At 51.9% G+C, this 15,848-nt stretch carries 10 protein-coding genes; all 10 read left to right on the top strand.

Features of this window, described 5'->3' with window-relative positions; genetic code table 11:
* Window positions 1-103: 103 nt before the first annotated feature.
* The 10 genes from Q0W37_RS02260 to leuS all read left to right on the top strand — a co-directional run bounded on the left by Q0W37_RS02260 (window position 104) and on the right by leuS (window position 15,808).
* Window positions 104-1,306, top strand: coding sequence for a hypothetical protein (locus Q0W37_RS02260; RefSeq protein WP_297698360.1), 1,203 nt, complete (start codon window positions 104-106; stop codon window positions 1,304-1,306).
* Between the two features lie 146 nt (window positions 1,307-1,452).
* Window positions 1,453-3,711, top strand: a complete 2,259-nt coding sequence (locus Q0W37_RS02255) for a TonB-dependent receptor (protein WP_297698358.1) — start codon at window positions 1,453-1,455, stop codon at window positions 3,709-3,711.
* Window positions 3,712-4,004: 293 nt separating this feature from the next.
* Window positions 4,005-4,226 (top strand): DUF1490 domain-containing protein, encoded by a 222-nt coding sequence (locus Q0W37_RS02250; protein WP_297698357.1) that lies wholly within the window; start codon window positions 4,005-4,007, stop codon window positions 4,224-4,226.
* A 91-nt stretch (window positions 4,227-4,317) separates the two neighbouring features.
* Complete coding sequence (locus Q0W37_RS02245; protein WP_297698355.1) at window positions 4,318-6,399, top strand: heavy metal translocating P-type ATPase; 2,082 nt, start codon at window positions 4,318-4,320, stop codon at window positions 6,397-6,399.
* Between the two features lie 370 nt (window positions 6,400-6,769).
* Window positions 6,770-7,207 carry a metal-dependent transcriptional regulator gene (locus Q0W37_RS02240; protein WP_088628100.1) on the top strand — a complete coding sequence of 146 codons (438 nt, stop codon included), beginning with the start codon at window positions 6,770-6,772 and terminating at the stop codon, window positions 7,205-7,207.
* A 48-nt stretch (window positions 7,208-7,255) separates the two neighbouring features.
* Entirely contained in the window at window positions 7,256-7,540 is a 285-nt protein-coding gene (locus tag Q0W37_RS02235; protein WP_295040251.1) for a FeoA family protein, read from the top strand.
* Complete coding sequence (feoB, locus tag Q0W37_RS02230; protein WP_297698353.1) at window positions 7,540-10,383, top strand: ferrous iron transport protein B; 2,844 nt, start codon at window positions 7,540-7,542, stop codon at window positions 10,381-10,383. The genes Q0W37_RS02235 and feoB overlap by 1 nt, the downstream gene beginning before the upstream one ends.
* Window positions 10,384-10,616: 233 nt before the next feature.
* Window positions 10,617-12,059 carry a hypothetical protein gene (locus Q0W37_RS02225; protein WP_297698352.1) on the top strand — a complete coding sequence of 481 codons (1,443 nt, stop codon included), beginning with the start codon at window positions 10,617-10,619 and terminating at the stop codon, window positions 12,057-12,059.
* A gap of 418 nt (window positions 12,060-12,477) precedes the next feature.
* Window positions 12,478-12,921: a hypothetical protein gene (locus tag Q0W37_RS02220; RefSeq protein WP_297698350.1), complete on the top strand. Its 444-nt coding sequence runs from the start codon at window positions 12,478-12,480 to the stop codon at window positions 12,919-12,921.
* A gap of 199 nt (window positions 12,922-13,120) precedes the next feature.
* A complete protein-coding gene (leuS, locus tag Q0W37_RS02215) occupies window positions 13,121-15,808 on the top strand; it encodes a leucine--tRNA ligase (protein WP_297698402.1) in 2,688 nt (895 codons plus the stop codon).
* Window positions 15,809-15,848: the final 40 nt, after the last annotated feature.

The raw sequence follows: 15,848 nt of genomic DNA, 5'->3' as shown, positions 1-15,848 counted from the left end.
TTTTTCCGATACCATTTGGAGTAGAATTCCCGCGAAGACATTTCTAAAATGCACCGCAAAATTAACAACTGCGGTTTTTCCGCGACTTTTTCAAGGAGTATTTATGAAAAAAAGATTCTTGGCGGCTCTTGCTGTTTCGCTTGGCATGCTCGCTGCTTGCGGTAACGATTCTTCCTCTTCGGCTAGCGGAGACGATGGCGAATACAAGCGCGACTTTGCGACATCCATCTCTACCGGCGAAACGATGTTCATCGGCACGATGTCGCTGGACCATACGGATGAAATCGGTACGGATTTTATCGAAGTCGGCACCCGTGCGGGCGTCGTCTATTACGACGGTTCCCTGTTTATCGCCGACCTTGACGCTGGCTCCATTACGCGCTATAGCCTCGATGCAAACAATAAAATTGGCAAGAAAACTGCGGAACTCTCGATTCCGGGTGTCTGGGTGAACCACATTTACTTTGTGAACGAAGAAAAGGCCTACTTGGGCGGCATGCTTGATTCGCTCCTCATTATCAACCCGAAAACCATGAAGCGTACAGGTGCAATCGACCTTTCCAAGTATAAGAATAAGGATGCTCTTGCTGTAAGCCCTGGCACGGGCGTGATTGAAAATGGTCGCCTCTATGTGGGCCTGTTGCAGAACATAAGCGATTACGCTACCGGCAACACCGCTCAGGTCGCTATTATCGATATCAAGAAGGATAAGGTGATTGCCGTCGCCGAAGATGACCGCGTTGCCGCCGTGGGCTCGCTTGACGACTCGCAGAACCAGGCGTTCATCGTTGCTGACGGTTACATTTACTGCTATAGTAACGCCTCTTGGGGCTACGCTCCCGGCCAGGTTGACGGTTTCCTCCGCATCAAGGTGGGCGAAACCAAGTTCGATAAGGACTATGCATGGCTCGTGACCAAGCAAGTCGCTATCGAAGGTGTCACCAAGAAGGGTAACTTCAAGTATCTGAGCCCTGCCACCTACGCAAACGGCACCAAGGTGTACGCGTTCTTGAACGTGATGGTGGACCTGCAGCAGGTTTGGACCGATATGGACAGCTACCACAACAACACCTGCAAGCCGGTGGAAATCGACCTCGCCAAGAAGAAAATGAAGGCTCTTCCCATCAATTATTCTTCCAGCTGGGCTAGCTACGGCAAGTACCTCGATGAAGATGGCACCGTGATTTTCGCAGTCTCTACCGAAGAAGACGGTAACGCTTACTTCCGCTATGATCCAAAGTCTGAAAAGGCTGAAAAGATTGCCGATGTCAAGCAGATCCCGATGTGGATTGTTCCGCTCAAGTAAGCAAACATTTCTCCATAAAACCTCATTATCCTCATAAACACAATCTCCGTTCCTGCTCAATGCGGGAGCGGATTTTTAACTATTTGGGTTTTTAGTAGACTATTTGGAGTAGAATTTTGTGCTAAAATTTGCTCAATTGCGCTGCGATGAAAAAGATGCTTTTTTACAAGGCAGCGACTCTTGCCTTTATTTTTGCTACGGTTGGTGCTGTTTCTGCCCACGCCCAAGAAGATGAAATTACCTCGATAGATGATTTTCTGGAAGAAACGTCTCCAGAAAATACTGCGACAAATGATGACGCGAATGGTATGGCCGTTCAATCGGATGCTTCTGCTCCAAGTGCGTCGGGGGTTACGCAGTTGGATGAACTCTCGGTGGAATCTGAAATAGAGGCGGAACAGGCGAAACAGGCCAAAAAGGCGGAATCGGTTGCGACGATTGATGCCGCTGAAATGCAGAATACCAGCAAGACTGTTTCGAAGGCAATAAATTCGGCCTCGGGCGTGAAAGTGCGTAAGTCGGGCGGTATGGGCAGCGAAGGCAAAATCAATATTCGCGGCATGGAAGGCAAGAATATCAAGGTGCTGGTGAACGGTGTTCCTGTCGAGACTCAGGGTAACTTGGGTCTAGACGACATTCCCATCGACCAGATTGCCGATATCGAAGTCTACAAGGGCTATGTTCCGGCGCGTTTCGCGACGGATGGTGCGGGTGGTGCCATCAATATCATTACCAAGAAACGTTCGGTCAATTCGGTAGATGCGTCCTACAGCCTTTCGAGTTTCAATACGCACAAGGCTTCTGTTTCTGCAAGTCACTTGATTGATAGCATTGTTGGCGGTGCAGATCTCGAGGTGGGCGTATCGGGGTATTTTAACCATTCCGACAACGATTATAAATTTACTTCGCCTTACATGAAGGGGGCTTCGGGTAAGGACACGAGCGTCGTTCGCGATCATGACCATTACACCTCTTACAATGTGCAGGCTTTTGCGAACTTGATGAATGTATGGTTTGATCAGGTTTCACTGGGCGCAAGTTATGGTGCATTTGACAAGGAAATACAGGGCGACGCAAGCCGCATTGCCGATGCGAAATCCGAGGGACACAATATCGGTGCGACATTTGGATTAGACAAGAAAAATATTTTTGTGAAGGATCTGAATTTTGGGAACCATTTTTCGTTTGGGTATAGCGAAAATAAGGTGATTGATACTAGCCGCGTCCATTGCCGCAACTGGTTTAGCTGCGATACTGCCAAGAAGAACGTGGGGGAGCTATCTTCGATGGGACTTCCGAAACTGAGGACGGTGCTGGCGTATGACTTTAACAATTTGCTGAATCTGGATTATCAGTTCTTCAAGAATCAGTTTATTTACTGGAATACGCTTTTCCGGTACCATAAGGAAGATCCCGAAGATGATGTGGGTTCCGAAATGGTGGGCTTCAATACAGCGGGTTTCCCGGGAAAGACGGCTTCTGTGACGACAGGCCTTTCGCTTGAAGATAATTTCTTTGATTCTAGGCTGCAGAACTTGATAGGCGTCAAGTTCCACTATTTGAATGCTGAAATTTCTAATACGTCCACGAGTCTGTTACAACAGGCCTCTGTAGAATCGAATGATTATAAGGATTTCAGCTACGATGAAAGCTTGATGTTTAGGATTGTAAAGCCGCTTGCGATCAAGGGTTCCTACCAGCATGCGGTGCGCTTGCCCACCCCGGATGAACTTTTTGGCGATGGCGTGCGCGTGAGTGCCGCGACAAGCCTCAAGCCCGAAGAAGCGGACAATTTTAACGTGGGCCTGTCTCTTGATTTGCAAGAAATTCCGCTGGTGGCAAGATTCCGATTTGACGGAGACGTTTTTTATTCCTATTACAAGAATCGCATTCATTATATGGGTACTTCGCAGATGTCGGTGCCGTACTTTAATATGGATCCGATTCGCGGCTGGGGCTACGAAGGTGACGTGAAACTTGATGTGAATGAATGGGTGTTGCTCGGAACGAACTGGACTTTCCAGGATTTGCGCAATATAGATTATAATGCCAAGCAGGGAATTTCCGAAGATGCGATTATCCCGAATATTCCCCGATTCTTTATGAATTATATGGCGGAATTCCACATGGGCGATATACTCAACAAGAACGATTTTGTCAAGTTCTGGTGGGCCGCAAATTACACGGATGAATACTATTACGGTTGGAAAGTCAGCTCCCGCCAGAGCAGAAAAATTGAAGCTTCGTTCACGCAGGATTTAGGCGTCGAATATTCCGTGTGGGATAATAAACTCGCCTGGAACTTTGAAGTCGATAACTTTATGGACGAAACCGTTTACGATAAATATGGTGAATCTAAACCGGGACGCACTTTCGCGACAAAGATTAGGTACAGTTTTAGATAGAATCTAACTTTGGATAGTTTACGCTAACTAAGTTGTCTGACCGGAAACTAAGTTGCATAGCCTGAACTAAATTGATTTTTTGCAACAATGTTAGTCGCTCGGAAAGCTTATGGGACCTAGGCTTGAAGTCTGTTTGTTAATTTGTTTGTAAGTTGCTTTTTGATGTATTTTTAGGTAGATTATTTAAGCAAATAACAACAATGTTCTAATGGATTCTTTACTAAGGTCCCTGAACTTGCCGAAGGGCCGATTGTAGTGTGGATGACATTAGGGCGAAACAAAAGGAGTAAACTATGTCCGTATGGAAAAATGAAAAGTTCTGGTTGGTCGTGGCGGGTGCTGTTGGCTCCGCTATTGCAAAGAAGATCCTCAAGGCTCCGAAGACTCGCGAATGTGCCGTCAAGGGACTCGCTCAGGGCATGAAGTTCACTGCCGACGCCAAGGCTGCCTTCCAGGATATGAAGGACGAAGCTGCCGACATCTGCAACGACGCGAAGAAAGAAGCAGGTAAGTAAATAGTGGCTAGTGGTTAGTAAACAGGAATGAAGAAAGAACATTCTAATAGTAATCCTAACCACTAATCACCAACCACCAACCACTTGAGTTATGAAGTCTAGAATCGTTTACGATCAGCCGGGGCGTATCCGCTTTCGGGCGGGGGCCTACGCATTTGAGAAAGTGCATGAACCGCGCATCCACAAGGCATGCGTGAGTGAACCTTATGTCCAGAAAGCGGTAGTCCATTCGGAAAACGGCGGCATTCTGCTGGAATACGAAAACGGCTGTCGTGAACAGGTGATTGATTTCGTTCGAAATCTAAACGTCGCGAGTCTCCCTGAAAGCGAACCCGATACCGAGTACCAGCTACAGGCTCTTGATTCTGATTTCAAGAATAAGCTCGCGTTTATGATTGCGCGGCGTTACCTTGCCAAGTTGTTTATTCCAGCTCCTATCCGCACGGTGCACCTGATTTACAGGGGCCTCAAGTTCGTGGCGAAAGGCTTGAACTGCCTTGGCGAAGGAAAGCTTTCTGTCGAGGTGTTGGACGGTGCTGCCATCGGGGCTAGCATCTTGCAGCGCAATTACGAATCTGCGGGAACCATCATGTTCCTGCTGAACGTGAGTAGCCTCTTGGAAGATTACACCAAGGCGCGTACCCGCACGGCCCTTACGGCAAGCCTAGCCGTGAAGGTAGACCGCGTGTGGGTTGTCAAGGACGGTGTCGATGTCCAGGTGCGTATGCAGGATGTTCAGGTGGGCGACCTCGTGCGTGTACGTTCTGGTAGCATGATTCCGGTGGATGGAACCGTTGCCGAAGGCGATGCCTTTGTGAACGAAGCGACCATGACGGGCGAATCGCAGGCGGTTCATAAGACGGTCGGAAAGTCCGTTTTTGCAGGCACCATCGTGGACGAAGGCTCGATTGTCGTGTCGGTGCGGGCCGTGAGCGGTAACACCAAGATTCAGAAAATCATTGAACTCATTGACCGCTCCGAAGATCTAAAGGCTTCTATCCAGAGTCGTGCCGAGCGCTTGGCTGATGGTATTGTGCCGTTCAGTTTCCTCGGTTTCGGTCTTACACTCTTGTTTACGCGCAATATTACCAAGGCGGTTTCGATTCTGATGGTGGACTATTCTTGCGCCATCAAGCTTTCCACTCCGATCTCGGTGATTTCGGCGCTGCGCGAAGCGGCTGACCGCAACATGACCGTAAAGGGCGGCAAGTATCTCGAAGAATTTGCTCTCGCAGATACTATTGTTTTCGATAAGACGGGGACGCTCACCAAGGCGGAACCGAAACTTGAACGCGTTATTCCGTTCGGTGGCCGCAGCGAAGAAGAGGTGCTTCGCACTGCCGCCTGCATCGAGGAACATTTCCCGCATAGCATGGCGCGCGCCATTGTGCGCGGGGCCGCCGAACGGGGAATCGACCACGAAGAAGAACACGCCGATGTCAAGTACATTGTGGCGCATGGAATCGCGACGACTCTCGACGGTGAACGCGCCGTTATCGGCAGCAAGCATTTCGTCGTTGAAGACGAAAAAATTGCAGTGGGCGAGGCGGAACAGAAAAAGATCGACGAACTCGCCGGAGCCGCATCCGTGATTTACCTTGCCATTGGCGGGAACCTTGCGGGCGTGCTTTGCATTAGCGATCCTCCGCGTGACGAAGCTGCCGAAGCCATTCGCATGCTGCGCGAACGCGGAATCAAGCATGTGGCGATGATTACCGGCGACAGCCAAAAGGCCGCTGAACGCACGGCGCAACTTTTGGGCATCGACACCTTCTTTGCGCAGGTGCTGCCCGAAGACAAGCACCGCTATGTGGAAAAGATGAAGGCCGAAGGCCGCCGCGTGATTATGGTGGGCGATGGAATCAACGATGCGCCTGCATTGGCCGCCGCGAACGTGTCGGTTGCCATGAGCGATGCCAGCGACATTGCCCGCGAAACCGCCGACGTGACCCTCCGCAGCGAAGACCTGCGCGACCTCGCCGAACTCCGTACGCTGAGTACTCAGCTCATGGAGCGCATCCAGGCAAATTACCGTTTTATCGTCGCCTTCAACACGTCGCTCCTGGCCGCAGGTTTCTTCGGAATACTAGCCCCCTCGACTTCGGCCCTGCTGCACAACCTCTCGACCATGGCGATTTGCGCCAAGAGCATGACGCCGCTGAAGCGGGTGTAGGCCCGCGTCGTAAAAAAACGGCTAAAATTGCCTGAAATCGCTTAAATTATTGTAAAAATGCCCCTGCTCAGAGCTACTTGAGCGGGGGCACCTTTATTCCCAAAGAGACACAAAAGAGGGAATTGATTTTTTTGATTCAACCAAACAAGCTTGAGTCTGAATGCTATGGCAACAACCAGAGTTAGACTTGTCTAATCAAAAGTTAGATAAAACTAACTGTAAAAACAAGGGTAAAATGGCAAAAAATAATGTAAATTTTTTCTTATAAAATTAGTCTAATCTAAATAAATACGAAATCGGTAATATTTTTAGCCTTGCCTAATTAGATTTATTAAACTATATTAGCCGCGTCTAAATAAGGCTGGTTGAAATGGACCATACAAAACTGACTCAAAGCTTAGAAGATTACCTGGAAATGGTGCATATGTTGCGCCTGGCGAACGGGCTTGCCCGCGTCAAGGATATTGCGGCGGCTCTTGCCGTGAAAATGCCGTCGGTCGCAAAGGCCATGGTTGAACTCAAGAAGATGGGCCTTGTAAGGCAGGAACCTTACAGCGGCGTGGAACTCACCGAAGAGGGCGAACGCGTTGCCGCCATGATTTTGAACCGTCATATTCTTCTGAAGGGTTTCCTGATTAAGCTGGGCGTGTCCGAGGCGATTGCCGACAAGGATGCTTGCAGTATGGAACATATTCTTTCGGCAGAAACGCTCGGTAAGATTGAAGATTTTGTGAAACCGTCGAATGCGATTGCCTCGGCAAAAGTTTCTTCGGTGAAAAAACTAAGGGTTGTCAAAAACACAAAGTAAACAGGAAGGCTCCGCTCAAGAGTTTTCCCGTTTTTATATGAGGATGATATGAGCTGTAATTGTGGTTGCGGCGGAAAGTCGCAAACGAAAAAGTGGAGTACCGAGCCCAAGTTCTCGGAACTCAAGAAGGGCGACAAGGTAGAAATCGTCGGTTATAACGAGGGCGATTCTGCTTATAAGTCCAAGTTGCTTTCGATGGGCCTTGTGCGTGGCGTTCAAATGGAAGTCTTGCAGGTGGCCCCCCTCGGCGATCCGATCGAGGTGGCGGTGCTTTCTTATAGACTCTCGCTCCGCAAAGAAGAAGCCAACGTTCTCAAGTTGAGGAGGGTATAATGGCTGCCAGAAAACTTTTGACGATTGCAATTGCCGGTAACCCGAACTGCGGTAAGACGGCTCTCTTTAACGCCCTTACGGGTGCACGCCAGCGTGTGGGTAACTGGCCCGGCGTGACGGTCGAAAAGAAGGAAGGTTACTTTGAACTGGGCGACCGCCAGATTCGCCTGGTGGACCTTCCGGGTACTTACGCTTTGTTCGCAAATGCCGAGGACGAACGCGCTGCTGTCGATTACTTGCTCAGCCGCGAAGCGAGCCTGATTATCAACATTGTCGATGCGACGAACCTGGAACGCAACCTGTTCCTTACGAGCCAGCTTGCCGACATGAAGATTCCGATGGTGATTGCCGTCAACATGATGGACATTGCCGAAAATCGCGGAATCCAGCTGGATCTCGACGAACTTTCTGATTTCTACGGCGTGCCGTGCATTCCGCTTTCTGCCGTGAGCGAAAAGAGCGTCACTAACTTTATTAGCCAGATGGGCCACGTGCTTGCGAGCCCGATGCCGCTCCCGAAGCAGATGGTTTACGGCGACAAGGTTGAAGAGGCCGTGAAGGTTTTGGAACCGAAGGTCGCACCGGTCGCAAAGCTTTTGGATGCGGACTCCCGTTGGGTTTCGCTCATGTACTTGGGCAACCAGAAGAGCTATGCAGACAAATTCGCCGAAGCGGGCGTAAAGCTCGACAAGGCCGAAGTCGTAAAGATTCTGGGCGAAGAGCCGGAATTTGCAATGGCCGAAAATCGCTATTCCATTTCGCATAGTGTGGCGGGCAAGGCGATTGTCGCGGCACGTGCCAAGAAGACTTTCTCGGATAAGCTTGATGCTGTGCTTTTGAACCGTTGGGCCACTCTCCCGATCTTCCTTGTGGTGATGTATCTGGTGTTCTGGATTGCGGTTACCATCGGTTCTGCGTTTATTGATTTCTTTGATGTGCTGTTCGGTGCGATTTTCGTGGATGGCCTGGGCTACGTGCTTACGGATGTCCTCCATGCGCCGGGCTTTGTGGCGGCAATTCTCGCCGACGGTATCGGTGCCGGTATCCAGACGGTTTCGACCTTCATCCCGGTCATCTTCTTCATGTTCCTGTGCCTTTCGTTCCTCGAAGACTCGGGTTACATGGCCCGCGCGGCTTTCGTTGCTGACCGCTTCATGCGTTTCCTCGGGCTCCCGGGTCGTGCCTTCGTGCCGATGATGGTGGGCTTCGGTTGCGGCGTGCCGGGCATTATGGGCTCCCGCGTGCTGGAATCCAAGCGTGAACGTTTCCTCACCATTTTCCTGGTGCCGTTCATGAGCTGCGGCGCACGTCTCCCGGTGTATGCGCTGTTTGCTGCTGCATTCTTCGGCAAGATGGCGGGCACGGTGGTGTTCCTGCTTTACCTCGCCGGTGTGCTGTTCGCTATCGTTTACGGTTTGTTCCTGAAAAAATCGCTTTTCCAGGGCCAGGCCAGCAACTTTGTGATGGAACTTCCGCCGTATCACTTGCCCAAGTTCAAGTCCTTGATGATTCACTGCTGGCAGCGCCTGCGTGACTACATCTGGCGCGCCGGTAAGGTGATTACGCTTGCCGTTGCAATACTTGGCTTCCTCAACAGCTTCGGCATTGTGGAGAAGGCTGCGGACGAAAATGCTCCGGCCGATGAACCGGCAGGTTTTGAATTTACAGCCGGTAACGGTGACTCCGAAAACAGCCTGCTTTCTACCATCGGCAAGGCGATTACGCCGGTGTTCGAACCCTTTGGCGTCGAAAAGGAAAACTGGCCCGCATCTGTGTCGCTGTTCACGGGCCTGTTGGCCAAGGAAGCCGTTATCGGTACCATGAACTCGCTGTATTCGATGGCGGGGGATGAAGACGAGAGAACGCTCGCAAGCTCGCTACAGACGAGAGACGAGAGAGATGTTGCGAAACCGGAAGGGGAAGGCCTTCCCCTCGCTCCTGCCACTGACGCGGCATCCGCTACCCCTTCTAGCGGGGACACCCCGCAACGCCCCGAAGCTAGCGAAGGATCCAGTGAAGTTGCCGCTACCACAGATTCTGCTGTTGCCGCTGCTGATTCCTCCATTGCCGCCTCCGCAGAACCCGTCGCGGAACCTGCTGCAGAAGAAAAACCGCTTATCGTAGGCATCGATGAATGCCCCGCCGAAGAAGAGGAAGAGGGCGGCGCTCCCGATATCAAGGGCGCTGTGCTCGAAGCTCTCGGCTCGATTCCTGCTAACCTCGCCGAAGTTATCGGTTCGCTCACCGACCCGCTCGGAACCACCGGCGAATTGGAAGGCCAGGAAGCCGCCGAACTCAAGAAGGAAACTCTGGACAAGATTACCGACGCCAAGGTGCTGACCTGCGAAGAATATGCAGCCATCGAAACCTTCGGCGAAGAAGAAGAGGACGAAAAGACCCGCGAGGCCGTGTTCGCAAAGCTCGCTGCCGCAGGTCTCGAACTCTCCGAAGACGAAATGGGCGCTCTCGAAGAAGGCGACCTTTCTGAAACCGCCGACATCTACGCCAACCTCCGCTCCTACTTCCACAATCCGGACAAGAACGGTAACCCGGTGGATGGCTTTAACTGGCAGGTGTTTGCATTCCTCATCTTTATTTTGCTTTACGTGCCGTGCCTTGCCGCTATGGGTGTGGTTGCCCGCGAAATCGGCCTCGGTCTTGCCATCCTGATGGCAACGGTTCAGACGATTCTTGCCTGGGCTGTGGCAGTTCTCCTCTACCAGGTGCCCGTTGGAGGCGATACCAAGTGGATCGTCGCTGCTATCGTGGCTCTTGTGGGTACGGGAATCTTCCTCAAGCTCTTCGGCATGAAGGCCAATAAGGAAAAGAGATTCGAAGACTAATCTTTTAGAATCAAGAACTATTAAGGGCTGGTAGGCCCAAAACCTGCCGGCCCTTCATTAAAAGTCTTGAATTAGATTAGTCTAATTTCTGGAACTAAACTGAAACATCTTGGCACGCATTTTGCAACAATAGCACACAGAAGGCGATAGCCAAGCGTTTTTGTAGCACTATTTGTAAAAAACCTGACGGAGTGTTACAAAAACAGAAAATAAATCCGTCAAGGGAGAGAAAAATGAAAAACCGTTTGACGTCTAATCTTTTGTTCGGCCTTGCAGCCGCTTCCTTCTTTGCCGTGTCTGCATTTGCGCAGGAAGCTGCCCCTGCCGCCGAAGCACCCGCTGCTGCAGCTCCTGCCGCCGCCCCTGCTGAAACTCAGGCCGCTCCGGCTCCTGCCCAGGAAGCCCCTGCTGCATCCCCCGTTGAACAGGCCGCTCCGGTGCAGGAAACTCCTGCTCAGACCGCTGCCGCTCCTGCCGATGGTTCGACAAGCTCACCAACCGACAAGGTCGCTGAGCCTGCCGAAGTGACTGAATCTGCTCCTGCCGAAAATACCAATCCGGGCGAAGTCGCTGATGCCGCTGGAAACGCACTTGACATGCTCAAGGCCAGCATGAACGAAGGTACATCTGAAGCACAGATGGAAGTCAAGTATAATGGTGAAGTTGAATTTGACGCCTACACGGGCAATGTCTGGAAAGACGATGATCTGAACCATTCCTACGCTTCTACCTTCGACCTGAATTTTGAAGTCAAGTTCAACGAAAAGTGGTCTGCATTCGTGGGCCTCGAAGCCGATGGCGAAACGACTGACCCGGCATCCATTTACAATGGCGCCTACATTCAGTATCAGCCGGCTGATTTCTTCGCGGTCAAGCTGGGTGACCTGACCTTCTCGGAAGGTGCATTCGTCGCCTACTATGACTACGATGATCCTGCCGATAACGCTGCCGGTATGAAGGAACACGACATCCGCGGTCTTGAAATCGACCTCGCTGGCTTTATCCTTGGCTTCGGCTTTGGCAGCGGCGATAACGACTGGGCCGATGATGAAGGTGCCAAGGTTTACGATGTCCATGCCGCCTACGAATTCGACTACGCCGGTCAGCACTTGCGTCCGTATGTGGACTACAAGAGCTATCAGAGCGTTCAGCATAACGAACTCCATGCCGGTGTCGAAGCGGGCCTCTCTCTCGGTGGCTTTGGCTTTAGGGCTGTGTATGGTTTCCATGCCGACTACCTGGGTGACGACGGCGATGTCGTGGAAGGCCAGGATTGGACTTCTATCGCTCACACGTTCTTGGCTGAACCGACTTTCGAAGTGGGTATGTTCGATATCAAGACGACGGCCTTCTACGCCCTCATCGACAGGGGTGATGCCGCCGAAGAAGCAAGCGACCTTGACAACGGCGAAATTCCGGAATACTTCTTCGTGTATGCCGAACCGGCTTTCAAGATTGCTGAATTCATCAAGCTTGGTATCCCTGTAGAATATCACACGCACACCTTGGATGACGACAACAAGGCCGCTGCAACATTCGATGTCGGTGGCCGCATCTACATCATTCCGATCGAAAACCTGGAACTCACGGCTTTCGGCATGGTGGATGTCGCCGTGCAGGATAACGAAGACGATGACGCTCTGCGTTTCGGCCTTGAAACGGTGTTCAGCTTCTAATAGCCTCTCATGATGCTCGAAAAGGGGACTGTGGCAATAGCCGCGGTCCTTTTTTTTATACGACCAAACAGTTCAATACATTTTTTATCGCTTATATGGCCGTTGAATTAAGAAAAAAGGACTCCTCTAACATCGACTGGTCGCAAATTGCGGCTATATGGAGGCTATGATGAAGTCTAAAGAAGTTATCTCGGCGAAGTTGGTTCAAGATGCCAGACAAATCATCGAGACCGCGCGGAAAAATGCTGTTAGGAGCGTTAATTTCTGCCGCGTTCAAATGTATTGGACAACTACTATGATAGAATAGAGCTCATCCCCCCTATTCCAACTTGGAATAATCAAATGTTGGTTTTTGTAAAGTCTAGTTTGTATTTTGCGGGGTGGACGGATGTTCGTCCCTTATTCAAGGAGGTCCATCATGAAGTGCGCAAAGTTGATCATGTTTATAGCCCTCGCTTTTTTGGTTACAGAATCCTTTGGCGCGAGGCTTGTCAAGTCGAAGCTGGGCGACATCGATGTCACCTCTGAAAAGGGGGGCGGCAAGGTGGTTTGCACGGCTAGCTTTAATGACGAGCTGACCATTGTCAGGGATTCCGGAACCGAGGTGCTTGTCAAGGGGCGCTGTGGGCAGGGATGGGTTGCCAAGTCCAAGGTCGAATATGTGGCTGCGGGTCCTGGCGACAAGGTTTATAATATGTCGGAATTCAATGTGCAGGCCTGGATCGACAATCCTACCGGTATTTTCGTTCTCGAAGATGACGCGGCTGATTTCGATGGCGTGACGATTGACCGCGATTTCAGGGAGTACCTGACGTACACCATGGATCGCGAGCAGACGGAGATGCATAACGGCGAAAACTGACTTTATTGACTTGTATAATCAGCCTCGGTTTGGCTTGGGCCTGCCGGGGCTTTTTTCTTTTTTCTAAATTTTAGCCCGAAAAACAAAGAGCTATGAGCCATGAGGTCGCACACTTCGTGTGCTTTGAGGTATGAGAAATTGCTCAAAGGAAACCGCAGGTTTCCGCGCTCATTGCTCACCGCTCACTGCTGAGGAAATAATGGCTAAGTACAATCCGCAAGAAATCGAAACCAAGTGGCAAGCCTACTGGGATGCTCACGAAACTTTCAAGACGGGCACCGATAAGTCCAAGCCCAAGTATTACTGCCTGGACATGTTCCCGTACCCGAGTGGCGCTGGACTCCATGTGGGTCACCCCGAAGGTTACACTGCCACCGATATCATTTGCCGCTACAAGCGCAGCCGTGGCTTCAATGTGCTCCACCCCATGGGTTGGGACGCATTCGGCCTCCCTGCGGAACAGTACGCCATTCAGACCGGTACGCATCCGGCCATTACCACTAAGAAAAACTGCGACAATTTCCGCCGCCAGATCAAGCGCCTTGGTCTCTCTTACGACTGGAACAAGGAAGTCAACACCACCGATCCGAAGTATTACAAGTGGACGCAGTGGATTTTCAAGCGCCTTTACGGCACCTGGTTCGATGAAGACCAGCAGAAGGGCCGCCCGATTGAAGAACTCCCGATCCCAGCTGATGTTGAAGCTAAGGGTGCTGCCGAAGTCCGCAAGTACAAGGACGGCAAGCGCCTCGCTTATTACGCCGATGCTCAGGTGTGGTGGTGCAAACACTGCAAGATTGTGTGCGCCAACGAAGAAGTCTTGAACGACGGCTCTCACGAAAAGTGCGGCACCAAGGAAGTCGAACGCCGTAACCTCAAGCAGTGGCTCATGCGCATCCCGCTGTATGGCGACCGCCTGCTGAAGGGCCTCGACAAGCTCGACTGGCCGCAGGGCGTGAAGGACATGCAGAAGAACTGGATCGGCAAGAGCTACGGTGCCGAAGTGGATTTCCCGATTGCCGACGCTGAAGGCAAGCCGACCGAAAAGAAGCTCCGCGTTTACACGACCCGTTGCGATACGCTGTTCGGTGCAACCTACATGGTCGTCGCTCCGGAACACGCGATGGTCCCGGAACTCACGACTGCCGAACAGAAGGCCGCCGTGGAAGAATACGTGCACGCCGCCGCCTTGAAGAGCGACCTCGACCGTACGGAACTCGCCAAGGAAAAGACCGGTGTGTTCACTGGTTCTTATGCCGTGAACCCGCTTACCGGCACGAAGATTCCGGTGTGGGTTGCCGACTATGTTTTGACGGGCTATGGCACCGGCGCTATCATGGCCGTGCCTGCTCACGATACTCGTGACTTCGACTTTGCAAAGAATTTTAATTTGCCTGTCATTTGCATCATGGAACCCGATGCAAGCTGCCCCGAAGACGTTCGCCCGAAGGTCCTCGCCGGTGAAGCTTGCTGGGCTGCTGACGGCACCTACATCAACAGCCAGAACGACACGCTTTGCCTGAACGGCCTCAACAAGAAGCAGGGCATCGCGAAGGTCATCGAATGGCTCGAAGCCAACAAGATCGGCAAGGCCACCGTGAACTACAAGCTCCGCGACTGGCTCTTCAGCCGTCAGCGCTACTGGGGCGAACCGTTCCCGATTATCCACTGGGAAGATGGCGAAATCTCTACCGTCGATGATTCCGAACTGCCGGTGCTGTTGCCGGAACTCAAGGACTACAAGCCGGGTGACGGCGGACAGTCCCCGCTCGCAAACGCCACCGAATGGCTCCAGGTCACGGACAAGAACGGCCGCAAGGGTATCCGCGAAACGAACACCATGCCGCAGTGGGCTGGCTCCTGCTGGTATTACCTCCGCTACATCGATGCCTGCAACGGCGACGCATTTGTCGCAAAGGAACTTGAAAAGTACTGGATGCCCGTGGACCTCTACGTGGGCGGTGCCGAACACGCCGTGCTCCACTTGCTCTACAGCCGTTTCTGGCATAAGGTCCTGTTCGATCTCGGCCTCGTCTCTACCGACGAACCGTTCCAGAAGCTCTTCAACCAGGGCATGATTCTCGCCTTCGCTTACGAAGATGCCGCTGGCTCCAAGGTCCCGACCGACGAAGTCGAAGAAAAGAACGGAAAGTTCTTCAAGAAGGGAACCGACATCGAGCTCAAGCAGATTGTGGCGAAGATGAGTAAATCCCTGAAGAACGTCGTGAACCCGGATGATGTGGTGCGCGATTACGGTGCCGACAGTCTTCGTTTGTATGAAATGTTCATGGGTCCGCTGGATGCCGTGAAGCCGTGGCAGACCAAGGGCATTGAAGGTATGAACCGCTTCCTCGGCCGCGCCTGGCGCTCCGTGGTGGGCGATTCTGACGAAGCCCCGGTGTTCGTTGACGAAACCGCTCCGGAAGCTATCGAGAAGGTGATGCACCAGACCGTCATCAAGGTCACAAGCGACATCGAAAACATGAGCTTCAACACCGCCATCAGCCAGTTGATGATTTTCAACAACGAAATGATGAAGATGGACAAGCGCTACCGCGAACCGTGCGAAACCTTCGTGAAGTTGCTGCACCCGTTTGCCCCGCACATCGCCGAAGAAATGTGGAGCATCCTCGGTCACAACGAATCGCTCACGAACGTCGCCTGGCCCGAAGCCGACCACTCCAAGGCCGTGGAAAACACCGTGGAAGTCGTGTTCCAGGTGAACGGCAAGGTCCGCGCGAAGGCATCTGTCGCGAAGGACATGGACAAGGCCGCCCTCGAAAAGCTCGCCATGGAAAATGACCGCATGAAGGAGTTTATGGCAGGCAAGACCGTCGTGAAGTCCATTGTCGTGCCCGGCAAGCTCGTGAACATCGTTGTCAAATAAAGGTCCCTGAGCCTGCCGAAGGGCCTTTGCATCGATACGT

This window comes from uncultured Fibrobacter sp., from assembly GCF_947166265.1.
Lineage (GTDB): Bacteria > Fibrobacterota > Fibrobacteria > Fibrobacterales > Fibrobacteraceae > Fibrobacter.
The sequence above is the reverse complement of the archived record's forward strand: the minus strand, read 5'-3'. Positions and strand labels throughout refer to the sequence as shown.